The following is a 22,468-nucleotide window of genomic DNA, read 5'->3' on the forward strand; positions in this document are numbered from 1 at the left end:
GGCCGCGCGTCGGGCGCATCACTCCGGTCAGGGCACGCCTGCCGAGGGGCCGCGGGCACGGGCGCGCGTCGCGCCATCCGTCGCCCGCGACAGCACCTCGGCGAACTCCCACGACGGCCCGATGCCGAGTTCGCGCTCGAGGCGGTTCCGCAGGTGCTCGTACGCCCGGAACGCGGCGACGCGGTTCCCAGTGGCGAGGTGGCCGCGCATGAGCAGCAGGTGCGAGCTCTCGCGGAGCGGCTCGATGGCGACGGCGGCTTCGGCCGCGCGAACCGCGTGGTCGCCGTCGCCCCAGTCCAGCGCGGCCTCCGCGAGCGCCTCCAATGCGACGAGCCGGCGGTAGGTGAGCCGTTCCTGCTCGAAGACCACCCAGTCGTCGTACCACCCGGGCAGCAGCTCCGCGGCGGCGAGCGCGTCGACGGCGTCGGCCGACACGGCGAGACCTCGGCTCGTCTCGATGTCGTGGATCAGGCGATGCACGTCGTCGAGGTCGACCGCGACGTCGTCGAGCTCGAGGACGCCCGACCGTGATCGCACCAGCGACGGAAGCCGGTGCGAGATCTCGAAGAGGCAGGTCCGCAGGTTGCCCGCCGCGTGCGCCTCCGAGCTGTCCGGCCAGAGGAGGCCGGCGAGGTTGCCGCGCGAGCGGGGGCCGCAGAGCGCCAGCGCGGCGATGCACCGCTGCTGGCGTGCGCCCACGTCGACGGTCACCGCATCGCGGACGAGACGCCAGTGTCCCAGTACGCCGAGGCGCCACCTCGGCACGCATGATGATTCCACCAGTACCCCCCGGCCGAGACCGCCCGCGGTGCCATCCCAGGTTCGGGTCCCGAGGGTGGTCTCTATCTGCTGGAGCTTTCAGGCTGGCGCGCGCACGCCTGGGTTGTCAACCCCTCACGGAGACGCCCATCCGATGCGCGCCTCGTCAGCCGGTCGGCCCGGGGGCGTCGGCCTCGGGCGGCCCGGCGAAGGTGGAGAGCCACTCCCGCACCGTCCGGGCGACCTCGTCGGCGTCGGCGGAGACGGTCGAGCGCGATGCGTCCTCACCGGCGCCGAAGGTGAGCCGCGCCCGGAAGCCGTTCGGGGCATCGGGCTCGTTCCACACGCGGATGACCATGATGCCGCCGTTCGGCGGCGCGGGGGACTCCGTGACGTCGTTCATCCCCGCCTACATTTCCACATGAGCAGCGTCGGTGTCTGTGCTTCTCGCCGCCCCCGTTCGGAGGCCAGTCGGCTGGGACGGGCTGCCGGTCCACGGTCTGGGGGCGTACCCTCATGGCAGCGGGGGCCGCTCGGCGTGCCGGTCGGAGGTGACGATGACGCTCGACCTCACGACGTTCGAGGTGCTCAGCTTCGACTGCTACGGGACGCTCATCGACTGGGAGGCCGGCATCGCCGAAGTCCTCGGGCCCCGAGCGCGCCGTCACGACGGGTCGCTCGCCGACGAGGACCTCCTCGCCGAGTACGCCGGTCACGAGGCCGCCGTCGAGGCGGAGAACCCGCGGATGCCGTACCCCGACGTGCTGCGCGAGGCGTTCCGACGCACCGGCGCAGGGCTCGGGTTCGACGTCGCGGAGGCGGATGCCGACGCGCTCGCCGCCTCGGTTCCCGACTGGCCCGCATTCCCCGATTCCGCCGAGGCACTCGCGCGCCTGAAGCGGCGCTACCGGCTCGTCATCCTCTCCAACGTCGACCGCAGGAGCTTCGAGGGCAGCAACCTCCGGCTGGGAGTCGAGTTCGACGGGATCCTCACCGCGCAGGACATCGGGTCGTACAAGCCCGATCCGGCCAACTTCGCCGCACTGCTCCGCCGGATCGACGAGATGGGCGCGCGCGGTCGCCTCCTGCACGTCGCTCAGTCGCTCTTCCACGATCACGTGCCCGCCAAGGCGGCCGCGCTGCCGACCGTGTGGATCGACCGCCGGCACGCCCGTCCGGGATGGGGCGCCACGCCTGAGCCGCGCGCGTCCGTGTCGCCCGACCTCACGTTCCCCTCGCTCGCGGCGTTCGCCGACGCGGTCGACGCGGCGTTCGCCGCTACAGGCGCGACGGACGCCGACCACGAGTTGTCCGTCCGCTCCGCTCGCGCCGAGGATGCCGCGGAGATCGCGCGGGTGATCGTGCGGTCGTGGCGGGAGACCTACCGCGGCGTCGTGCCCGATCGCGTGCTCGACGACCCCGGACTCCTCCCCGCCCGCGAGCGATTCTGGAACGCGGTGTTCACCGAGGAGCGCGGGCGTGCGAACCGCATCGCCGTGGCCGAGCGCGACGGGTCGGTGATCGGGGCGGCGATGGCCGGACCGGTCGAGGACGAGGGCCAGGGCTGGGCGTTCCAGCTCTACGTGCTCTACGTCGTGGCCGAGGAACTCGGCTCGGGTGCGGGCCCGGCGCTGCTCGACGCCGTCCTCGAGCCGGACGCCGCCGCCGCGCTGTGGGTCGCCGACCCGAACCCCCGGGCGCAGGCGTTCTACCGGAAGCACGGGTTCGAGGCCGACGGCACGACGCAGGTCGACGACGGCGTGCGCGAGATCCGGATGGTGCGGATCCCACGCCCGCATGACGCCGAAGCGGATCGGGCGAGGTGACCACCATCCTCGGCGCCGATTCGTCGTGGGACCTGCGCGGCGGCGTCCACGGCGAAACGGCCGCGGTGGCCAACGTGCTCGCCAATATCGGTGTCGTCGCGCCGCACACGGGTGAGCCGCTGACCGAGGCGATGGTGCTCGGCGTCGGCGGCGGACTCGGCGCGGGCTACATCCTGTGGGAGTTCGACTCGCTCCCGCACCGCGCGCGTGTGCTCACGCTCGGGTTCGGGCGCCTGTGGCAGTACCCGGACCGCTGGGTCCGCGGTACCGCCGAGCGGCTCGGCCTGCACGCCGAGGTAGACGAGACGGCGGGCGCGAAGTCGGCCGCCGCGGCACTGGACGCCCGGCTGGCGAAGGGGCTGCCGGCCATCGCCTGGGTCGACACGGCGACGCTCGGGCACCGGTTCCAGCCGGAATGGCGCAGCGGCTACGGCGGGCCGCCCGTGATCGTCTACGAGCGCACCGGCGACCGCTACGCGATCGACGACCGCTCGGCGGCGAGGATCACGGTCGACGGGGACCGACTGGCCGCGGCCCGGGCCCGGGTCGGCTCGTACAAGCACCGGCTGATCACCCTCGACCCCGAACCGGTCGACCTGGACCTGGATCTGCGGACGGCGGTCGAGGAGGGTCTGCGGCTGCAGGTCGAGCACCTGAGCGACCGATCCGACTCGTTCTCGCTGCCGGCGTGGCGGAAGTGGGCGCGGATGACCGTGGATACCCGGAATGCGAAGGGATGGCCGACGGTGTTCGCCGACGGGCGCGGGATCGGCAGCCTCCGCGCCTCGATCTACGGCGAGGCCGCCCACGGCGCGCACCTGCGCGGCCTGTACGCCGACTTCCTCGACGAGGCGACCGAGCTGCTGGGCCGGGAGCTCGACGCCGATGCGTGGCGGGCCGCGGCCGAGGCGTGGGAGCCGATCGTCGACGCGGCGTTGCCGCCGGGCGACGAGCTCCGCGCGCTGATCGACCGGACCGACGAGCTCGTCGCTCGCGGGGAGGATGCCGCCGACGTGGCCGCAGCGCGCTGGGAGCTCCAGCGCGGGCGCGACGAGGGCGCCGACGAGCTGTCGGCGGTCGGCGAGCTCGTGACGGCGATGTGGGAGGCCGAGACCGCCGCCGTGGAGCGGCTTCGCGCGGCGATCTGAGCCTCGGCGCCTCGGCCGGACGCGTCGCGATGTGGCGGGTCGCCTCTCAGCGCACCTCGACATTCCGACGGACGTGCTCGCGAGGCGCTCGCGCGGCGCGCAGGGCATCGTCCCGACCGGGAGGTGAGACCCCCACGAAGCGTGCGGTGTCGGACACCGCGGCCGTGAGCAGCGCGACGAGTCGATCGTCCGGGTCTGCGACGCAGGCGCGTGCGATCCCGTCGACCGCGCCGGTCACGATGTCGCGGCACTGTCGTTGCGACATGGCGGTGCGGCCGGGCCCGACCTGGTCGATGAACCGCGTCGCCCACTCGTCGGCCGCGGGTGCGGTGCGGAGGGCGGACTCGGCGTACTCGCGCGATTCGACGGCGAGCTGGTCGTCGCGTTCGGCGAGCACCCTGAGCGCCATGCGCAGTCCGACCGCCTGCGACCGTTGGCGCTCCTCGGCGGCGATCGGCACGGCGGCACCGGCCGCTCGCACGGCGAGCAGGACGTCGAGCAGCGGATCGTCGCTGGTCAGCCCGATGACCGCAGGGATGAGGGGCGCGAGCCGGGCTCGCGCGGCGTCGCTCGTGCGGTCGTTGACGAGCCGGGCGAGGTGCGCGAGCGTGCCGTGCGTGCACGCGGGATGGTCGCTCCAGCGTTCACCGGCGAGGTACGACGCGAACTCCATGAAGCACGCCCCCCGCCGCGGTGATCGGTGCCGGCCCGGGGAGAGGATCGGCATGACATCCGGATACACGTTCAGGTCGCGCATGGGGCCCTCCCTCGCTCATTCCACTGTGCGCCTGACGCGGCGCCGTTTCAAGCCCTTCGGCCGGATGTCTCGAGCCGACGCGCACGGGCGGTCCTGCCCGGTCGATGCGCGGATCACGGCGCCGCGTAGGCGATGTGGACCCGGTCGATGCGGCCGTCGAATGCGAACGGCATGCGGTCGGCGTAGTGCCGCGACACGGCCCCGCCGTACGCGCGCCCGATGTCGAGGCAGTCGTTCGCCGAGAACAGCAGGGGCGCGCTCACGGGCACCGTGCCGGAACCGACCTCGGTCCCGTCGACACGGAGCACGACCTCCAGCGGACCTCCCGGCCGAGGCTCGACGTAGCGCGTCTCGACCTCGATCGTGACGTCGCCGGCGGCGACCGGCGCCTCGGAGGCGATCCGGGTGCGCTGGATCAGGAAGAGGTTGTACTCGTAGGTCAGCACGCCGTCGTCGAAGAAGCAGGTGAGGCCGCCTCCCGCTCCCCCGAGCTTGTAGAGCACCCCGTCGGCGCGGTCGCCCACATGCACCTGCAGGGTGACCGTGTTCGGGCGGTTGCCGAGCGCCGGCGCGCAGAACTCCGGCACGCGGACCGTGTCGCCGCTCATCTCCCACTCGGTGTACGGCGGAGTGATCCGGTCCTCGGGGTGCATGGCGGGGACCCAGAGCCCGCCGCCGATCGGCAACGCGTCGTTCCGCGCCGCCTCGATCGCGAACAGCTCCTTCAGCTGGGCGAGCTTCTCGGGGTGCTCGGCCGCAAGGTCGCGTCCCTGGCTCCAGTCGTGCTCGAGGTCGTAGAGCTCCCATGCGTCCTGGTCGGGCGTCCAGGTGTGGATCCCGGGCGGGGAACCGGGCACCCAGGGCAGGCGCGGGCCGAGCGCCGACGCCATCCAACCGTCGGCGTAGATCGCGCGGCTGCCCATGATCTCGAAGTACTGGGTGCGGCGGCGGCCTGTGGCATCCGGGTCGTCGATCGAGTACGCCAGGCTGATGCCGTCGATGGGGTCCTGGGGGATGCCGTTGACGTTCTCGGGATGCGAGATGCCGAGGATCTCGTAGATCGTGGGGACCACGTCGATGGCGTGGTGGAACTGGGTCCGCGGCACGCGCTCGGGTTCGATCCGGCCGGCCCATTGCACGAACATCGGGTTGCGCGTGCCGCCGAGGTGCGACGCGAGCAGCTTCATGCCCTGGTACGGCGTCGAGCCCGCCCACGCCCACGCCGCGTGGTACTGGTTGTCGGTGGCCGGGGTGCCGAGCGCGTCGAGTCCGCCGAGCTCCTCGAGTGCTGCGATGTGCTGGTCGACCGTCGACGGGATCATGTTCTGCGCGAGCAGTTCGCTGATCGTGCCGTTCTGGCCCTCTCCCGAGGATCCGTTGTCGCCCCAGATGTAGATGATGATCGTGTCGTCGCCGTATCCGAGCCGCTCGACCTCGTCGATGAGCCGCCCCGCCTGCGCGTCCGCGTGCTCGCCGAAGCCGGCCGCGACCTCCATCAGGCGACGCTGGAACGGCTTCTGATGCTCGGGGATGTCGTCCCACGCGGTGAGGGAGTCCGGCCGCGGAGTGAGCACGGCGTCCTCGGGGATCCATCCCGCCGCCTTCGCTCCCTCGTGGGCGCGCTCACGGTAGGCATCCCACCCGTCGTCGAACTCGCCGGCGTACCGATCAGCCCACTCCTTCATGATGTGGTGCGGCCCGTGGAGCGCACCGGTCGCCCAGTACATGAAGAACGGCTGGTCGGGCGCGAGGGCCTTGTGGTTCCGCAGCCACGACATGGCGTCGTCTGCGATGTCCTCGCTGAGGTGGTAGCCCTCCTCGGGCGACTTCGGCGGGAGCACCGAGGTGGTGTTGCGCACGAGGTTCGGCTCGTACTGGGATGCCTCGCCGGCGAGGAACCCGTAGAAGTACTCGAACCCGTAGCCGGTCGGCCATCGATCGAAGGGGCCGGCCACCGTGGTCTCCTCGGCCGGCGTGTTGTGCCACTTGCCCCACGCGCCCGTGGTGTAGCCATACTGGCGGAGCACCTCGGCCACGGTCGCGCTGCTCTTCGGGATGTGTCCGGAGTAGCCGTCCCAGTCGTTGGCCAGCTCGGCGATCTGGCCGTTCCCGACGCGGTGGTGGTTCCGGCCGGTGAGCAGCGAGGCCCGAGTCGGCGAGCACATGGCCGTCGTGTGGAACCGGTTGTATCCCACCCCGTTCGCCCTCACCCGGTCGAGCGTGGGAGTGCGCACCGCGCCTCCCAGCGTGGTCGGCAGTGCCGGTCCGGCGTCGTCGATCAGGATGATCAGGATGTTCGGGGCATCCGCCGGGAGGTGACGCTCAGGCGGCTTCGGACTGTACGTGGACTCCTGCATGGTGCGTCCGGCGACACTGCCCGATGCGGCCGGTGGAAACGGGAGCGTCCGTGCTGGCGGCAGCGGCGTCCCGATCACCGATGTGCGCGTCTCATCCGTCATGATGCCCGTCCCCCCGCGTTCACCCGATGGGCTCGACCCTGCCCGCGCCCGGCGCTCGTGTCAAGGTTCGACGGGGGAGGGCTCAGGCGCGACCTTTGAGGATCATGTGCCAGTACACCCACTGCAGGATGTGCCGATCGAAGACCCACGAGAGGCGTCGCTCGCGCGAGAGCGAGGTCCAGGACGGGATCGTGGGCTTCAGTCGGTAGCGGTCGTCGAACTCGGCGAACACGACCGTCGAACGCGAGACCGTGATGGGGCAGACGGTGTAGCCGTCGTACCGGGCGGCGGGCTCCTTCCCGTCGAGCACCGCGATCAGGTTCTCGGCGAGGACCTTGGTCTGCTTCCGCAGCGCGCCGCCGGACTTCGAGTTGCGCGTTGCGGCGGCATCCCCGAGCGCCCAGACGTTGCCGTGGCGAACGTGGCGGAGGGTCTCGGGGTCGACCTCGACGAATCCGGCCGGGTCCCCGGCCGCCGCCAGGCCGGTCTCGCCCAGCCAGTCGGGCGGCGCCTGCGGCGGCACGGCGTTGAGCACGTCGTAGTGCAGGCGCTCGCCGGGTCCGCCGCCCACGGGGCCGATCTCGACCGCGCGGCCCGCCCCGTCGACCGAGCGCAGCTCGGTGCCGCATCGCAACTCGATGCCGTACTCCTGGATCTTCCGCTCGAGCTCGCGGTCGATCTCGGGGATCCCGAACACCGTCGGATCGGGAACGATCATCACGACCCGGATGTCGCCGAGCACGCCCGTCGCGCGCCAGTAGTCGCAGGCGAGGTACATGGGCTTCTGCGATGCGCCCGCGCACTTCGCCGGCCCCGGCGGCTGCGTGAAGACGACGGTACCCCCGCGGAGGTCGCGGAGCAGGCGCGACGCCTTCGGCACCAGCTCGAACTCGTAGTGCGAGGCAACGGATGGCGTCGCCAGCGCGTCGCTGAGGCCGGGGATGCGGTCCCAGTCCAACTCGATCCCCGGGCACACGATGACGTGGTCGTACGTGATCCGGCGGCCCGACTCGAGGACGACGGTGCTGGAGTCGGGCTCGAGGCCCGCGACCGAATCCCGGATCCATCCGACGCCTCTGGGCATGACCGACGCCTGCGGCCGTACTGTCGTGCTCGCGCGGGCGACGCCACCGGCGGCGTGCGAGAACAGGGGCTGGAATCGGTGCTCGTCACGCGGTTCGACGACGACGACGTCGTCGACGCCGTGCCGACGCAGCCGGCCCGCGACCGAGAGCCCGGCGTTGCCCCCTCCGACGACCACGATGCGGTGATGAGTCATGGCTCGACCTCCTCGGCAGCTCAACGGTCGACCGACGTCCGACCCTATGCGTCGGTCCGCGGCGACGCGACCCGTTGACTGGGGGATCGTCGAGTGCTTGTCCGCCCGGTCGCGAGCGACGGCGGTCGCGTCGTCGACGCGCCTCCGCTCAGCGCGGCAGCGGGTTCGGACCGGTCGCCGTGACCAGCCGTTGCGGCACCCAGCCCTCGACATGGCGGATGCCGTCGAACGTTCCGCCCTGCAGTTCGACGCGCTGGTGCACGGGCGGGATGAGCTCGATGAGCGGCATCTCCTTGCCGTCGAGCACGCGGAGCGGTTCGGCGAGGAGGATCAGTGATGTCGCCCACTGGATCACCCATCGCCGCCCCCTCCCGGCTGCGGTCGCGTGACGGATGGACCTGCGGAGGCGCCATCCCGCGGGCGGGGAGTCGCGGCGAGCCGGAGCAACGGGCGTGCGACCAGGACCGCGAACACCGCCCACGGAACGAGCGACGCCAGCGCGAACACCACGCCGACCACGCCGAAGTTCGAGGGGACCGCCATCAACGCGGCCGCGATCACGCCCCACACCGCGGTCGCACGGGTGAACGCGGGACTGCGGAACATCAGGATGGCGAAGACGAGCAGCGTCACGAGGTTGAAGAAGTAGTAGATGTCGAAGGCGGTACCCGTCCAGGTGGCGAGCATGCCGTCGCCCACCGCGACGAGCGCGATCCGCTCGGCGTCGCCCGCCTCACCGTACGCCCGGGCGAGGCTGAGCATCTCGACCGGCCGAGGCGATGCCATGTACGCCGCCATCCCGAGCACCCCGAAGGCGATCGCAACGACGACCGCCGAGCGGCAGACCGGCCACAGCACGACGGCGAGTGCGAGGTAGAGCAGGAACGCGAGGAGATTGCTCACGATGTAGATCGCGTCGAGCGCGATCACGCCCATGAGCGGATCGTCGAGGAGCAGCTCGAAGAATTCGGCGGTGTCGACCGGCGGCGGCCAGGCGAGGTAGATCGCGACCTGCACGACGATCAGCGCGACGCTCGCCAGCGCCGCCCAGGCGCCGAGGCGCAGGAGACCCCTCCACTGAGCGGTGTGGGCTAGAAGTTCGCGTTCGTCGGCGGCCATGGATGCCTCCTTCAGGAGTGCCGCCGCATACGGCCACCGTCGGCCGCGGAGCGGATTCCGCTGTCGTGCACGCGGCGCAGGAACGCGATGGCCGCGGCCAGGCTGCTTCCGACGATGACCGCGACGAGCCCCATCGGCACCAGGCCGCTCGCGTCGCCGCTCCCGACGACCAGCACCATGGCCGCGACGATGCTCGCGCCCATCAGCACCGAGAAGACGAGCGCCGGCGCGGCGAGGAACAGGCCGACGTCCCGCCCGCGCACCGCGAGCACTCCGATGACGATCATGCCCGGCAGCACCACCGACAGGTCGATGACGTGGATGGGGTTCACGATCAGCCCCGCAACCGCCAGTCCGGGCGGTGCCTGCCCGGAGACGGTCGCCGGGATCAGCTCGCTCAACCACAGCAGGGCGAAGAGCGCGCCGGTGCCGATCAGCACCCAGCCCGCGAACGAGCGGGCCGCCCCGCGCGGGTACTCGGCCGACCACCTCCTGGTCGCGAGCATGACGATCAGCGCGTAGAAGACGAGCCCGAGGATCGCGACGTAGACGAGGAACAGACGACCGAAGTGCACCGCGAAGGCGTAGACGAGGTAGGCGTACAGGAAGTAGAACATGGTGCCGATCCACACGTGGGCGGCGCGCACGGAACCGGCGTGCATCCTGATCGCGCTCACCACGAGCACCACGACGGCGATGAGGTTGCCGAGGTCCTGCCCTCGTGCCTGGAGGATCCAGTTCTGCGTCTCCTCCCGGTAGGGCCATGACGCGACGAGGCCGAGCAGACTCGCGAACGCCACCAGCGCCGCGATGGCGACCGACGCGGCGCGGAGCCAGGTCCGCACCCGTCGGTCAGCGACATCCGCGGCACCGCGACGGTCGTCCATGGACCGCACCCTACCGAGCACGGAGGGACGGCGACACCCCCGTTGCCCGGGCAACGGGGGTGTCGCACCTCCGGCTATCCGCCGAGCAGGCTCATCACCAGCCGCACGGAGAGCGCGACCACCGAGACGAGGCCGACGACGCCGAAGACGTTCTGCCACCAGCGGTTGCGCATCTCGCCCATGAGGCTGCGGCGGTTCGCCATGACGATGATGAGCACCGCCAGGACGGGCGCCACGAGCACCGTGAGCGCCTGGGCGATCACGATGAGTTGGACCGGCGCCTGCTGGAAGATCAGCGCGACGGCGACCCCGAAGGCGAGGATGGTGCCGCTCACGATCTTCGCGGTGCGCGAGCCCGACGAGGCACCGCGGCCCAGGCCGTCGGAGAGCATCGTGCCGCCGGCCGTCGCGTTCGCGATCATCGACGAGAACGCTGCGCCGAAGAAGCCGAGCGCGAAGAGCGTCGAACCGACGGGGCCGGCCAGCGGCTCGAAGATGCCCGCGAGGGCGACGATCGTGTCGGCGGCCTGGCCGGTGGCACCGAGCACGGCCGCGGCGACGACGATGACGAGCGAGGTCATGACGCCGGGCGCGACGATGCCGGGGATCGTGTCGACGATGGTGACGTCGCGGTACTGCTCCTCGGTGCGGCCACGCTCCTTGGTGCCGTACGACGTGTAGAACGCGGCGTTGACGCTGAAGTTGGTGCCGACGAGTGCGACGACCAGGAGCCACGAGCCATCCGGAACCGTCGGGATCAGGCCGGACGCGGCCTGCACCCAGTCGGGGTTGGCGATGAAGGCGCTGAGCACGAACGCGACGGCCATGGCCGCGACGATCACGATGAGCACCTTCTCGATCACGCGGTAGACGTTGCGGAACAGCAGGAGCGAGGCGACCGCGATGGTGCAGATGACGGTCCACATGATGGGCGCGCCGCCGAACAGCATCGAGAGGCCGAGGCCCGAGCCGACCGCGTTGCCGACCGAGAACATCAGGGTGATGAGGAACACGCCGATGCCGGCGATGACCCCGACGGGCTTGCCGAGGTGGTCCTTGATCGAGGCGATCAGCGAGACGGGCGACTTGATGCCGAGCCGCACGCTCATGTCGGTGAGGAAGATCATGAGGATCGTCGACACGACGATGACCCAGATGAGCGTGTACTGGTAGCCGCTGCCGGCCTGCACGGCGGTGGTGAGGTTGCCGGGGCCGAACTGCCATGCGCCGGCGACGAAGGCCGGGCCGATCAGCGCGAGCTGCTGCCAGAACGAGCGGCGCCGGCCGCTCGACTCGACGATGGTGCGCATCGACTCGGTCGAGACGCGTCCGTATCCGGTGCCCGGGGTGGTGGAGGTGTGGCGGGTCTTGGTGCGCTCACTCATGGCGAGCCTCCTTCTTCGGAGTGCGGCTCGGGCCGCTCAGTCGTCATTGACTCGGGTGCCGCACTTCGACGGCGCCGATCCTACGCCTCGTCGGCGGGATCGGTGAGGGATGGGCGGGGGCCGGACGTCGCCGACCCCTGCCGCGCGATCAGACCGTGACCGCGACCTTCTCGAGACCCGCCGACGCGAAGGCGGCGGCGATCTCGGCGTCCGCGCCATCCGGCAGCGGCAGCAGCGGGGTGCGGACCGTGGCGTGGTCGAGGATGCCGCGGTGCACGAGGCCCCACTTGAGAGCGACGGTGCCCTCCATGTGGGAGCCGCGGTGGTACACGTTCTTCGTGACCGGGAGCAGGCGCTCGTGGATCGCGTGGGCGCGGGGGTAGTCCTGCGCCTTGCCCGCCTCGATGAGCTCGATGAGCGCCTCAGGAGCGATGTTGCCGTAGCCGACGAGCAGGCCGTCGACGTCGAACATCGTCGGCAGCAGGTACTCGTCGTGGCACGAGAGGATCTGCAGCTCGGGATACGCGGCGCGGAGCGCGGGGATCTCGGTGTACCAGCGGCGCATGTTGCGCACGCCGTTCTTGGTCGCGAACACGCCCTCCTGGCCGGCGATCTCGAGCTGGGTGTCGAGGTCGTAGGTGGCCTTGGTGTTGTCGGGGTACTGGAACAGGATGGACGGCAGGCCGCTGGTCTCGTAGATCTCGCGGTAGCGGCTCTGCGGCGCACCCTTCTGGTAGCCGAAGCGCAGCCAGCCGTGCGAGGGGTACACGAGGCCGGCGGCGGCGCCGGCGGCCTTCGCACGCTCGGCCTCGAGCGCGGCGACCTTGTTGCCCTCGCCGGTGATGCCGGCGATCACGGGCACGCGGCCGTCGGTCGAGTCGACGAACGCGCGGATCACGTCGAGCTGCTCGTCGATGGTGAGGAACGTGCCCTCGCCGGCGTGGCCGAGCACGACGAGGCTCTTGACGCCGTCGATCGAGCCCAGCCACGAGCCCAGGCGCTGGATGGCGGCGAAGTCGATGTCGCCGTCGGTGGTGAACGGGGTCACGGGGGCGGGGTTCAGTCCGCGAAGGTCGAGTGCCATCGTTCGACTCCTTCTCTTTCTCTTCGTCGAGACCCGCTGGATGGAAACGTTATCGGGAACGATTGCGGGAACGTTTGCAAGTATGCTCGACATGTGAGTCGATGTCAACACCTGATTCCGGATGGCGCGGGGCGCGGCATCCTTCGACCCGCAGCGACCGCACGTGCCGCCCGTAGACTCGCGGTGGCAGGAGGTGGAGCGTGGAGCGCACGCAACGGGGGCCGGTGACCCTGCGCGAGGTCGCCCTGGCGTCTGGAGTCAGCGTTTCGACCGTCAGCCGCATCCTCGACGACCGCACCCCGGCCTCACGCAGCGAGACGGCCCAGCGTGTCCGACGCGTCGCCGAGGAGCTCGGCTACCGCCGCAACGTGTTCGCGTCGAGCCTGCGGCGCGGTGCGACCGCGACGATCGGCGTGCTTGTACCTCGCCTCACCGACACCGTGATGGCGCTCATGTTCCAGGCGATCGAGCAGGCCGCCGGCCGACGGGGCTACTTCGCCGTCGTCGCGACCTGCGGCGACGAGCCCGAGGATGAGCGCCGGGCCACCGAGACCCTGCTCGACCGCAGCGTCGACGGGGTCATCCTCGCCACCGCACGGCTCGACGACGAGCTGCCCGCATCGCTCCGAGCCCGCGACATCCCGCACGTGCTCGTGCTGCGCACCGACCGCATCAGCCCGTCGTCGCTGGGCGACGACCAGACGGGCGGCTACCTCGCCACGCGGCACCTCGTCGATCTCGGGCACCGCGACATCGCCATGGTGACCGGGCCGTGGTTCACCTCGAGCGCGCGCGATCGGCGGGCCGGGGCCGAGCGCGCCCTGCGTGAGGCGGGAATCCCGGTGGTCGAGGAGCGGATGCTCTCGGTCGGGTACGGCATAGACGACGGCATCGCCGCCGGCACGCGCCTGCTCGATCGCCCCGACCGGCCCACGGCCGTCTTCGCGGCGAACGACAACCTCGCGCTCGGCGTGCTCACGGCGGCGAGCGGCCTCGGACTGCGAATCGGCGCCGACCTCTCGATCGTCGGCTACAACGACATCCCGCTGGTCTCGCGCCTGCCCGTGCCGCTCACCTCGGTCCGCACGCCGTTCGAGCAGATCGCCGCGACGGCGCTCGAGCTGCTCCTCGCGCCCGACGGCGCCGGCGGCGGCATCCGCCTCGCCCTGCCGACCCTCATGCCCCGGGCGTCGACGGCGCCGACGTCCCGTCCCTAGCCGCGGGCTCGTCCGAATCCGCTGCAACCGACTGGCGCGTCGCGCATCCGCGACGCCAGACTCGAACCGATGCGTTCGCGAACGGAAAGGAACATGATGCAGCTCTCACCAGAGTCCGAAGCGATCGTCCGCGCCACCGCCGGGGTCGTCGCCGAGCACGCCGAGGAGATCACCCGCGAGTTCTACCCGGCGATGTTCGCCGCCCACCCAGAACTGCTGCGGGTCTTCAACCGCGCGAACCAGGCGATCGGCGACCAGCCGAAGGCGCTGGCGGCATCCGTCGTCGCCTTCGCGGTGCAGCTGATCGATCCCGATGCTCCCGACTTCAGCCCGGTGATGCGACGGATCGCGCACAAGCACGTGTCACTCGGCATCAAGGCGCGCGACTACACGATCGTCGGCAAGTACCTGCTCGAGGCCGTCGGCACCGTCTTGGGCGATGCCGTCACCCCGGAGGTGCACAACGCATGGGATGAGGTGTACTGGCTGTTCGGGGTCTCGCTCGTCGCGGAGGAGGCGAAGCTCTACGCACTCGGCGGCACCGACCCCGAGCAGCCGTGGCGGCGGTACCGAGTGGTCGAACGGTTCGAGGAATCCGAGGACGTCTTCTCGCTGCTCATGGTTCCCGTCGACGGCATGGTCCCCTCGCACCACACTGGGCAGTACGTCGCGATCGCCGTCGACCTGCCCGATGGGTCGCGCCAACCGCGCCAGTACACGATCTCGTCCGGGCCGCGCGGCGACTCGCTGCGAGTGACGATCAAGCGGGTGCGCGGCGTGGATGGGGCACCCGACGGCCAGGTCTCGAACTGGCTCTACGAGCACGCGCAGCCCGGTGCCATCCTCGACGTCTCCCAGCCGGCGGGCGATGTCCTGCTCGACGAGTCGGACGCCCCGCTGGTGCTCGTCTCGGCGGGCATCGGCATCACGCCGATCGCGGCGATCCTGGAGGATCTCTCTCGTCGCCAGCCGCAGCGAACGGTGCGGCTGTTCCACGCCGACCGCAGCCACGACACGCACGCGCTCTACGAATCGCTCCGGCGCCAGGTGCTCGCCATGGGCGATGCCCGAGCGCAGAACTGGTACGAGGAGGACGCGTCGGAGGCCCCGACGCTGCAGCCCGCGCTGCCGGGCTTCATGGATCTGAGCGCCGTCGAACTGCCCAGCAACGCGACGGTGTTCATGTGCGGCCCGCTGCCGTTCATGCGGAGCATGCGCGAGACGCTCATCCATCGCGGCATCCCGGGCGAACGGATCAACTACGAGGTGTTCGGCCCGGACCTCTGGGCGCACAACCCGCCCACCGTCGCCGCCTGACGCCGACGAGGAGGCAGTCGACCACCGCGACGCGGACGTCGACTGCCTCCCGGCGTCAGGCGCAGGTCAGCCCGACTGCTCGCCGGTCGGCCGCGACGTCGAAGGGGCCCACTCCGGCTCCTCGCCGGCCGCCTGCGCGGTGGAGGTCGCGGTCGCGGCAGAGGTCGAGGGCGTCCAGTCCGGCTCGCCCGCGGGGCCGTCCTCGGAGTCCGGCTGGGCACCGGCCTGGGGTGCGGACTCGCCTGAGGGCTGCGGGAGGTTGCCCAGTCGGTCGACCTGTTCGGTGAGCGCATCGAGCACCGAGCGCAGCTGGATCTGCGCCACCTGGGCGTAGGTCCGCACGTACTCGATCTCGGGGACGGGAGGGCCGGGTTGCGTCGGCATCGTCGCGGTCGTCTGGCTGGCGGTGCTCTCGGCGCGCTCCAGGATCTCGCGGTACTGGTTGCGAGCCGTGAGCACCAGGTCGCGGGCGTACAGCTCGGCGTCGGCGACCGCCTTGTCGGCGATCAGCTGGGCCTGCGTCAGCAGTCCGACCGCACCGGCCGTGATCTCATCCTCGGAGTCGGCACCAGACGTGCCGCCCTTCGCGTTCTCGGCGCGCAGCGTGGCGAGCTCCTGCCGGACCCTCGTCGCAGCGGCCCTGACCTCGGTGACGGCCTGCGACAGCCGACCCATGAACGTGTCGACCTCGAGCCGGTCGTACGCGCCGCCCCGGACCTTCATGGTGAAGTCCACGGTCCGGGTGTCGGGCAGGTGGCTCACCGCGAGGTCGAGGGCATCTTCGGGTGCGGTGCCGGACGTGTCGGCAACGTGGTCGGGGTCGGTCCCGTTCTGCTCCATGAGTGGTCCCCCTAGTCGCTCTGCGGCAGCCCGGACGGCTGCGATTCGTGGGTGTGGTGGTGCAGGTCGTGGCTGTCCTCGTCGAGGGTCGCGAACTGCTCGAAGCGGACATCGGTGTGCGCGACACCCGCGGCACGGAGGCGGGACACCGTGTGCCGGACCATCTCGGGCGACCCGCACACGAGCGCGAGCAGCCCGTGCAGCGAACCGCTCTCGGCCGCGGCATCCCCGACCAGGCCCTTCCGGCCTGGGAAGCTCGGGTCGTCGGAGACCACCGGCGTGTAGTCGAACCAGGGCCTGCCGGCCAGGTTCTGGAGCAGCCGGTTCTCGTAGAGGCTCCAGGGCAGGCGCGCCCCGTGGAACAACCGCACGCGGGGCGCCCGGCCGGTCGACTGCCACTCCTGGTCGATCCGCTCCAGGTGGGAGCGCAGCGGGGCGAGGCCGGTGCCGCCCGCGACCATGATGAGGTCGCGGTGCTTCTCCTCCTCGTTCAGGGTCAGCTCCTGGCCGACCGGAGCACCGAGGCGGATGGTCTCGCCGACCTGGAGCGAACGGACGATGGTGCTGCTGACCTGCCCGCCGGCGACCATCTGCACGTGGAACTCGATGGTGCCGTCGGCGCGCGGGGCGTTGGCGGGGCTGAGATAGCGCCACAGCCGCGGGCGAGCCGGCACCTCCACCGCCATGGACTGACCCGGCAGGAATGGCAACTCGGGCTCGGGGCGCACCTGGATGACCGCGATGTCGAGGCCCCGCCGCTCCACGGCGATCACCTCGCCCGACCACGACGCCGGACTGGTCTCTTCCGCCGCCTCGGCCGCCTTCACCATCACCGTGGCGATCACGCCGTACGCCTCGGCCCAGTCCGACGCCAGCTCGACGGTCCACCTCTCGCCCAGGAAGTGCTTCAGCGTGGCGAGCAGGGACGCGCCGACCGCGTTGTAGTGCGCGGCGATGACCTCGAAGCGGCGATGGTCGCGCCCCAGCTGCTCGATGAAGTCGACCACCTCGTCGAGCTGGTCGACGCTCGACACGATCCGTCCGAGCGCCCCCACGAGCCGGTCGCGCTGCGTCGCCATCGAGATGGGGAACATGCTCCGCAGTTCGGGGTGGGACAGGAACAGGTGCGAGTAGAAGTAGAGGGGCACCTCGTCGCCGAGGCTCTGCGCGAGCGCCCACGTCTCCTTCAGCGCGGCGGTGTTCACCGCGTCACCCGCCCGCCGTGTCGTCGTCGCTGCGCGCGTGGATCAGGCTGCGCGGCCCGCTGGCATCCATCGGTTCATCCAATCACTGGCAGGGCAGGGGATCTACCCTTCATAGCAGAGTCCGACCTCCGTCAGTACGGAAGGTCGGCCCACGTCGGTGACTGGAGCGCGTGCGGTGTGGAGGCGAGGCCCTCGCTGCTCGAGATGACGGGCGCCCGCCGCCCCGACCGGTGCAGTCGGGGCGGCGGGCGCGTGGATTGGGTGATCAGCGGTGTGGATTCGGTGATCAGCGGTAGAGACCGCTGTAGTAGCCGCCCACTCGCTCGCGGTACGCGGGGTCCTCCCACGTGACTCCCTCGTCGAGCTCGGGCGACGCCTTGATCTGGTCCTTGGTCAGGTCGACGTAGACCTTCTTGTCGGCGTCATCGACCCGGTCAATCGTCCCCGCCGGCAGCAGGACCTTCCGGCCGAAGATCCATGGACCGGTGTCGACGACGATCTGGCTCGAGCCGACGTCGTAACTCGCCTTGTCGACCTTGCCGATGTGACCGTCGCTCGCGTGCACCTCGTACCCCACGATGTCTGCGGTCTGCGGCGTGCGCGCGGCTGAGGAGCGGTAGCTCCATGCGTCCCATGTCGCGCTCATCTCTCCTCCTTCCCTCAGGGCTGGTGGCCCTGATGCTCGGGTTATGCGGCGACCGTACGTCGGCGCCCGAGGCGCCTGAAGGGGGTTGACAGCTGCGGCGCCGGTCCACGGCCGCCCCGGTGCGATCGCCGCGCGGATCGCGCCCGCCCGCGCGGCGGATCCTCGGAATGCGTAGTCTTCTCGCACGGCCCGGTTCGCAACGTTCCGGCTGCACCGTCGAGGCTCACGGGGGTGATCCGCATGCTCGCTCGCACTCGCGAGCGGTCCGCCATCGTGGCCGAGACAGGCCACCTCCCGCTGCACGACGCGGGCTCGACGGGTGGGGCAGCGGATGCCGCCTGACGAGACGGCGTTCGTGGCGTCGATCGAGCCCGTGCCGTGGGGCCGCAGCACCTACACCGTCATCCGCATCCCGGAGGAGCTCGCCGAAGCGGCACGGCAGGCCGGCTCGCGCCGGCTGGAAGGCACCATCCGCGGCGTCTCCGTGAACCTCGCGGTGACCCGAGCGCCCGTCGTCGACGGACCGTTCGTGTGGGCCGGACGGTCGCTGCTCCGCCGCATCGGCGCCGAGGCCGGGGCCGTGGTCGAGTGCCGATTGCGGCCCGCCCACGACGACGATGTGCTCCTTCCCCCGGATGTCGCGGCGCGACTCGCCGACGAAGACCTGCTCGAGCGGTGGGAGGGGCTGCCCCCGGCGGACCGCCGTCGCCGCCTGTACCCGATCGAGTCGGCCGCTCGCCCCGATACCCGGGCGCGGCGACTCGACGCCCTCATCGACGAGCTCAGGTGATGCACTGCCTGACGCGCGGCCGCCGCGTCTCACGGCCCGCGGCCCACGGACGCGACATACTGGACGCATGTCGTCCTCCGTCGAACCCCGCTCCAACCCGACCGCCTGGGCCGCGTTCTGGGTCGCACTGGCCGGCCTCGTGCTCATGCCAATCCCGCTGTTCATCGGGCTGATCCTGGGCGGCGGCCTTTCCATCATCGCCGCGGTCCTCGCCGTGATCGGCCTCTTCAAGGGCCTCGCACGCAACGGCAAGGGCATCGCGCCCGTCGTATTCGCCGCGATCTTCATCGCGCTCACGTGGGGCGGCATCTCGGTCGGCGGCGGCACCGTCTGGTAGGTCCGCCCACCGGAGGTCCTGTCGCAGAGGTCGCCGGTCGGTGCTCAGGCCGGCCTGGCGGCTGCGCCCGCCGCGCGAACCTCGGCGTAGTCCTCGGGGGTGAGCTCGAGCGATGCGGCGGGCAGCCATCCATCGACCTGGTCCGGGCGGCGGGCTCCCACGATGGCGCCGGTCACGCCCCGGAAGCCGAGGGTCCACGCCACTGCGGCGGCGGCGTGCGGAACGTCGTGTCGGTCCGCCACCTTGCCGAGCGCCTCCGCGATGGCGAGGTTGCCGTCGAGGTTCGCCGTGAAGTCCTCGCTCCGCTTGCGCCAGTCGTCGTCGGGAAGCCGCTCGACGCGCTGTGCCGTGAATGCACCACTGAGGAGCCCGGATCCCATGGGACTGTAGACGATCGTCGCGGTGCCGTTGTCGGCGCACCAGGGCAGCACGTCGGCGGCGCTCTGCGACGCGATCGCGGAGAACTTCGGCTGGAGCGAGTCGACATGACCGAGGCGTTCTGCACGCTCGAGCTGCTCCACCGAGTGGTTCGAGAGTCCCACGGCGCGCGCCTTGCCCGCCGCCCGGATGTCGAGCATCGCCTGCCAGTACTCGTCGATGGGCGTTCCGTCCGTCGGCGGCCAGTGCACCTGGTACAGGTCGATCCGCTCGACCCCGAGGCGCCGCAGTGAGTCGTCGACCTCGCGCTTCAGGGAACGCGCGTCCGCCATCCGCCGGGACGGCTTCGTGTGGTCGTCGTCGTCCCACACCACGCCGCCCTTGGTGAAGACGTACGGTCGGTCCTCGGCCGGAAAGCCGCGGATCGCGCGTCCGACGAGTTCCTCGGAATGCCCGAGCCCGTAGATCGCCGCGGTGTCGATCCAGTTGACGCCGCTCTCGATCGCGTGCCGGATGGTCCGTATCGACTCGTCATCGTCCTGCGCACCCCAGCCGAAGGCCCAGTCTCCGCGGCGTGGGCCCCCGACCGCCCAGGCGCCGAACCCGACGCGGGTGACCTCGAGTTCGGTGCGGCCGAAGGGGACGACCGGCAGATCGGTTCTCATGTTCGCCTCTCAATCATTGTGCGGGGCGTTCCTGAATGGGACGCGGGGACCGGGCGACTGCCCGATCCCCGTGCCGCATGGGGTCCGCCCTCCCGATCGCCACGAGGGGCAGGTCCGTATGGACGTGCCCCTCGTGGGCCTAGCGTGATCGTCGTCAGACTGCCTCGCGCAGGACCTCGCGAAGTGCGTCGTACTGCGGCTTGGGGTTGTTGTGCATGTCGTACAGCAGGCCCGCGCCCTGGCCGGTGAACCAGCCCGGGATCCACGAGTTCGCATCCGAGACGCCCCAGACGGTGTACGAGTTGCACGCCTCCACCGCGAGGCACGCCTCGAGGGTGCGCGCCCACCAGTCGATCTGCTGCGCACCTTCGGCCGGGTCGGCAGGGGTGTTGGTGTACGTGCCGTTCGGCTTCTGGGTGACGAAGGTGCGGATGTCGACCTCGGTCAGCGCGACCTCGAGTCCGAGATCGGCGAACCGCTGCAGGTTGTTCTGCAGGTCGGGGAACCCGTACTGCGTATCGAGGTGACCCTGGAAGCCGACGCCGTCGATCGGCACGCCGGCGGCGAGCAGCTCCTGCACGAACGCGTACGCGGCATTGCTCTTGGGGCCGGTGAACTCGAGGTTGTAGTCGTTGTAGAACAGCAGGGCCTCAGGGTCGGCCTCGTCGGCCCAGCGGAACACGTCGGCGACGTACTGCTCGCCCGGCAGGCCGAGCTCCTCGTAGGCCTGGTACCAGATCGTCTCGCGGAACGTGCCGTCGTCGTTGAAGATCTCGTTGACGACATCCCACTGCTGGATGTCACCGGCGAAGTGCGCTGCGACCGTCTTGACGTGGGTCTCGAGGATGGCGCGCAGCTCCTCGGCGCTGTAGTCGCCGGTCGTCAGCCACGTCGGCAGCTGATTGTGCCACACGAGCGTGTGGCCGCGGACGACCTGGTCGTTCGCCTCGGCGTTCGCGATGAGCGCCTCCGCAGCCGCCCAGTCGTAGACGCCGGGCTGTGGGTTCAGGGCCTCCCACTTCATGACGTTCTCGGCCGTCACGCTCGAGAACTGGGTGTTGACGATGTTTCGGTACTTGACGCTGTTCTCGAGCAGGTCGGCGTTGACGGCAACGCCGATCTCGATGCCGGCGGCTTCGGCGAGTGCTCGCAGCGTGTTGTCGCCGATGACCGCCGAGTGCTCGGACGCGTTCGGGTCGGCCGGCGGAGCCGGGGCCGCGAACGCCGTGCCCGGGACGATGGCCACAGAGGCCAGTGCGAGGACACCGGCGAGCAGGGGACGTGATGTGCGCATGAATGCTCCTTTGCATGATTCTGAGCTGGATGGCGCGTGCCGGACCTCCGCCGGCCAGCGACCCTCGGAATGGTAGGCAGAGATAAGTAGGAGCCGTCAACAAATATGTTTTGGGCTTGACTCCGAAACATCGAATGGACCATCATCTGTCGTTTCGCACGCTCTGCATTGCCCAGGGAGGTGGCGCTGTACGCTCGGCCCATGGTTCGAACCGGATGTGCCCCTGACCATCGCGGCGGGCTCCTTCGAGGATGCGGCGGCGCGGCGGCACCGTGAGCGACGATCGTTCATTGGGGCTGACGCTCGGCGGTGGCGGCGCGTTCGGCGCCGCGCATGTCGGCGTCCTCCAGGCATTGGCCGAGCGCGGCGTACGACCCGGGATCGTCACCGGCACCAGCTCCGGAGCGCTCGTCGCCGCCGCTTATGCCGCTGACCTCGAGCTGACGACGATCGAGCACGCGACGCGCGAGTTCCGATGGCGGAGCGTCGCGGCGTGGTCGATGCGCCCGAGGTGGGGCCTGCTCGACACGCGGGGCATCGAGGACGCGGTGCGCCGCGTGCTCGGCCGCGACCCGTTGATCGAGGAGCTGCCTCGCCGTTTCGCGGCGGTCGCCACGGACCTTCGTACCCGTCGTGCTGTGGTCATCGACGCGGGACCCCTGAGCCGTGCCCTGCGCTCGACCATCGCCGTGCCGGGTCTGCTCCCACCGGTTCCGCACCGAGGCACCCTGCTCGCCGATGGCGGGATGGTCGACAACGTTCCCATCGCCGCTGCTCGTGGGCTGGGCGCCGACCGCCTCATCGTCGTGCGGTTGCATGCCAAATGGGAGACCGTGCGCATGATGCGCACGGTCACGCGCACCGCCGAACTCGTCAGGGATCCGTCCGTGGTGCTCATCCAGCCGGAGATGGAACGTATGGCCCAGTGGAGGATGACGGATGTGCCTCGCCTGATCGACGAGGGCCGGCGTGCGGCTGAGCTGGCACTTGATGGGCGGCGGGCCTCGGACGCGAGATGACGGCCGCACCCTCAGTCGGCCGTATGCGAGGGCGCCGTCATGGCTGCCCCGGCTGAC

22 protein-coding genes are annotated in these 22,468 nt (G+C 70.8%); 7 read left to right on the plus strand and 15 right to left on the minus strand.

The genetic code is table 11. The features are described 5' to 3' along the window. Positions 1 to 27: 27 nt before the first annotated feature. On the minus strand, positions 28 to 765 hold the full coding sequence (locus tag ACZ4TW_RS02490) for an AfsR/SARP family transcriptional regulator (protein ID WP_465539798.1): 738 nt from the start codon (positions 763 to 765) through the stop codon (positions 28 to 30). A 160-nt stretch (positions 766 to 925) separates the two neighbouring features. After that, positions 926 to 1,162 carry a hypothetical protein gene (locus ACZ4TW_RS02495; protein ID WP_465539800.1) on the minus strand — a complete coding sequence of 79 codons (237 nt, stop codon included), beginning with the start codon at positions 1,160 to 1,162 and terminating at the stop codon, positions 926 to 928. A gap of 154 nt (positions 1,163 to 1,316) precedes the next feature. Here ACZ4TW_RS02495 and ACZ4TW_RS02500 point away from each other — a divergent pair, with 154 nt between their 5' ends. Together ACZ4TW_RS02500 and ACZ4TW_RS02505 are read left to right on the plus strand one after the other, a co-directional pair. Beyond that, on the plus strand, positions 1,317 to 2,585 hold the full coding sequence (locus ACZ4TW_RS02500) for a haloacid dehalogenase type II (RefSeq protein WP_465539802.1): 1,269 nt from the start codon (positions 1,317 to 1,319) through the stop codon (positions 2,583 to 2,585). Further along, the gene (locus ACZ4TW_RS02505; protein WP_465539804.1) at positions 2,582 to 3,733 is read left to right on the plus strand and encodes a BtrH N-terminal domain-containing protein; all 1,152 of its coding nucleotides are present in this window, start codon (positions 2,582 to 2,584) and stop codon (positions 3,731 to 3,733) included. Before ACZ4TW_RS02500 ends, ACZ4TW_RS02505 begins: the two co-directional genes overlap by 4 nt. A gap of 46 nt (positions 3,734 to 3,779) precedes the next feature. Here ACZ4TW_RS02505 and ACZ4TW_RS02510 read toward each other — a convergent pair whose 3' ends face one another. From ACZ4TW_RS02510 to ACZ4TW_RS02545, 8 genes are all read right to left on the minus strand, one after another. After that, positions 3,780 to 4,490, minus strand: a complete 711-nt coding sequence (locus ACZ4TW_RS02510) for a hypothetical protein (protein WP_465539806.1) — start codon at positions 4,488 to 4,490, stop codon at positions 3,780 to 3,782. A gap of 113 nt (positions 4,491 to 4,603) precedes the next feature. Beyond that, positions 4,604 to 6,949: an arylsulfatase gene (locus ACZ4TW_RS02515; RefSeq protein WP_465539808.1), complete on the minus strand. Its 2,346-nt coding sequence runs from the start codon at positions 6,947 to 6,949 to the stop codon at positions 4,604 to 4,606. 82 nt (positions 6,950 to 7,031) lie between these two features. Further along, positions 7,032 to 8,228: an NAD(P)/FAD-dependent oxidoreductase gene (locus tag ACZ4TW_RS02520; RefSeq protein ID WP_465539810.1), complete on the minus strand. Its 1,197-nt coding sequence runs from the start codon at positions 8,226 to 8,228 to the stop codon at positions 7,032 to 7,034. Between the two features lie 148 nt (positions 8,229 to 8,376). Then, on the minus strand, positions 8,377 to 8,583 hold the full coding sequence (locus ACZ4TW_RS02525; protein WP_465539812.1) for a hypothetical protein: 207 nt from the start codon (positions 8,581 to 8,583) through the stop codon (positions 8,377 to 8,379). Further along, complete coding sequence (locus tag ACZ4TW_RS02530) at positions 8,580 to 9,347, minus strand: hypothetical protein (protein ID WP_465539814.1); 768 nt, start codon at positions 9,345 to 9,347, stop codon at positions 8,580 to 8,582. The genes ACZ4TW_RS02525 and ACZ4TW_RS02530 overlap by 4 nt, the downstream gene beginning before the upstream one ends. Positions 9,348 to 9,358: 11 nt before the next feature. Then, positions 9,359 to 10,234 (minus strand): hypothetical protein, encoded by an 876-nt coding sequence (locus ACZ4TW_RS02535; protein WP_465539816.1) that lies wholly within the window; start codon positions 10,232 to 10,234, stop codon positions 9,359 to 9,361. A 74-nt stretch (positions 10,235 to 10,308) separates the two neighbouring features. After that, the gene (locus tag ACZ4TW_RS02540; RefSeq protein ID WP_465539818.1) at positions 10,309 to 11,619 is read right to left on the minus strand and encodes an Nramp family divalent metal transporter; all 1,311 of its coding nucleotides are present in this window, start codon (positions 11,617 to 11,619) and stop codon (positions 10,309 to 10,311) included. 148 nt (positions 11,620 to 11,767) lie between these two features. Further along, on the minus strand, positions 11,768 to 12,703 hold the full coding sequence (locus tag ACZ4TW_RS02545) for a dihydrodipicolinate synthase family protein (protein WP_465539820.1): 936 nt from the start codon (positions 12,701 to 12,703) through the stop codon (positions 11,768 to 11,770). A gap of 200 nt (positions 12,704 to 12,903) precedes the next feature. Between ACZ4TW_RS02545 and ACZ4TW_RS02550 the strand changes: the two genes are divergently transcribed. Continuing rightward, positions 12,904 to 13,920 (plus strand): LacI family DNA-binding transcriptional regulator, encoded by a 1,017-nt coding sequence (locus tag ACZ4TW_RS02550; protein ID WP_465539822.1) that lies wholly within the window; start codon positions 12,904 to 12,906, stop codon positions 13,918 to 13,920. A gap of 96 nt (positions 13,921 to 14,016) precedes the next feature. Further along, positions 14,017 to 15,237, plus strand: a complete 1,221-nt coding sequence (locus ACZ4TW_RS02555; protein WP_465539824.1) for a globin domain-containing protein — start codon at positions 14,017 to 14,019, stop codon at positions 15,235 to 15,237. Positions 15,238 to 15,303: 66 nt separating this feature from the next. On the opposite strand, the gene ACZ4TW_RS02560 is transcribed toward ACZ4TW_RS02555, so the two are convergent. The 3 genes from ACZ4TW_RS02560 to ACZ4TW_RS02570 all read right to left on the minus strand — a co-directional run bounded on the left by ACZ4TW_RS02560 (position 15,304) and on the right by ACZ4TW_RS02570 (position 17,928). Beyond that, entirely contained in the window at positions 15,304 to 16,077 is a 774-nt protein-coding gene (locus tag ACZ4TW_RS02560) for a DivIVA domain-containing protein (RefSeq protein ID WP_465539826.1), read from the minus strand. 11 nt (positions 16,078 to 16,088) lie between these two features. Beyond that, positions 16,089 to 17,282 (minus strand): globin domain-containing protein, encoded by a 1,194-nt coding sequence (locus ACZ4TW_RS02565; RefSeq protein WP_465539828.1) that lies wholly within the window; start codon positions 17,280 to 17,282, stop codon positions 16,089 to 16,091. A 286-nt stretch (positions 17,283 to 17,568) separates the two neighbouring features. Further along, positions 17,569 to 17,928, minus strand: coding sequence for a PRC-barrel domain-containing protein (locus ACZ4TW_RS02570; protein ID WP_465539831.1), 360 nt, complete (start codon positions 17,926 to 17,928; stop codon positions 17,569 to 17,571). Between the two features lie 331 nt (positions 17,929 to 18,259). Here ACZ4TW_RS02570 and ACZ4TW_RS02575 point away from each other — a divergent pair, with 331 nt between their 5' ends. Then, positions 18,260 to 18,718 (plus strand): YdeI/OmpD-associated family protein, encoded by a 459-nt coding sequence (locus tag ACZ4TW_RS02575; protein ID WP_465539832.1) that lies wholly within the window; start codon positions 18,260 to 18,262, stop codon positions 18,716 to 18,718. Positions 18,719 to 18,785: 67 nt separating this feature from the next. Beyond that, on the plus strand, positions 18,786 to 19,055 hold the full coding sequence (locus tag ACZ4TW_RS02580) for a hypothetical protein (RefSeq protein WP_465539834.1): 270 nt from the start codon (positions 18,786 to 18,788) through the stop codon (positions 19,053 to 19,055). Between the two features lie 44 nt (positions 19,056 to 19,099). On the opposite strand, the gene ACZ4TW_RS02585 is transcribed toward ACZ4TW_RS02580, so the two are convergent. After that, positions 19,100 to 20,098, minus strand: a complete 999-nt coding sequence (locus ACZ4TW_RS02585; protein ID WP_465539836.1) for an aldo/keto reductase — start codon at positions 20,096 to 20,098, stop codon at positions 19,100 to 19,102. A 154-nt stretch (positions 20,099 to 20,252) separates the two neighbouring features. Further along, complete coding sequence (locus tag ACZ4TW_RS02590) at positions 20,253 to 21,392, minus strand: endo-1,4-beta-xylanase (RefSeq protein WP_465539837.1); 1,140 nt, start codon at positions 21,390 to 21,392, stop codon at positions 20,253 to 20,255. Positions 21,393 to 21,664: 272 nt separating this feature from the next. Here ACZ4TW_RS02590 and ACZ4TW_RS02595 point away from each other — a divergent pair, with 272 nt between their 5' ends. Further along, positions 21,665 to 22,411, plus strand: a complete 747-nt coding sequence (locus ACZ4TW_RS02595; RefSeq protein WP_465539839.1) for a patatin-like phospholipase family protein — start codon at positions 21,665 to 21,667, stop codon at positions 22,409 to 22,411. Positions 22,412 to 22,468: the final 57 nt, after the last annotated feature.

It is taken from the genome of Agromyces sp. NPDC029043 (assembly GCF_055564615.1).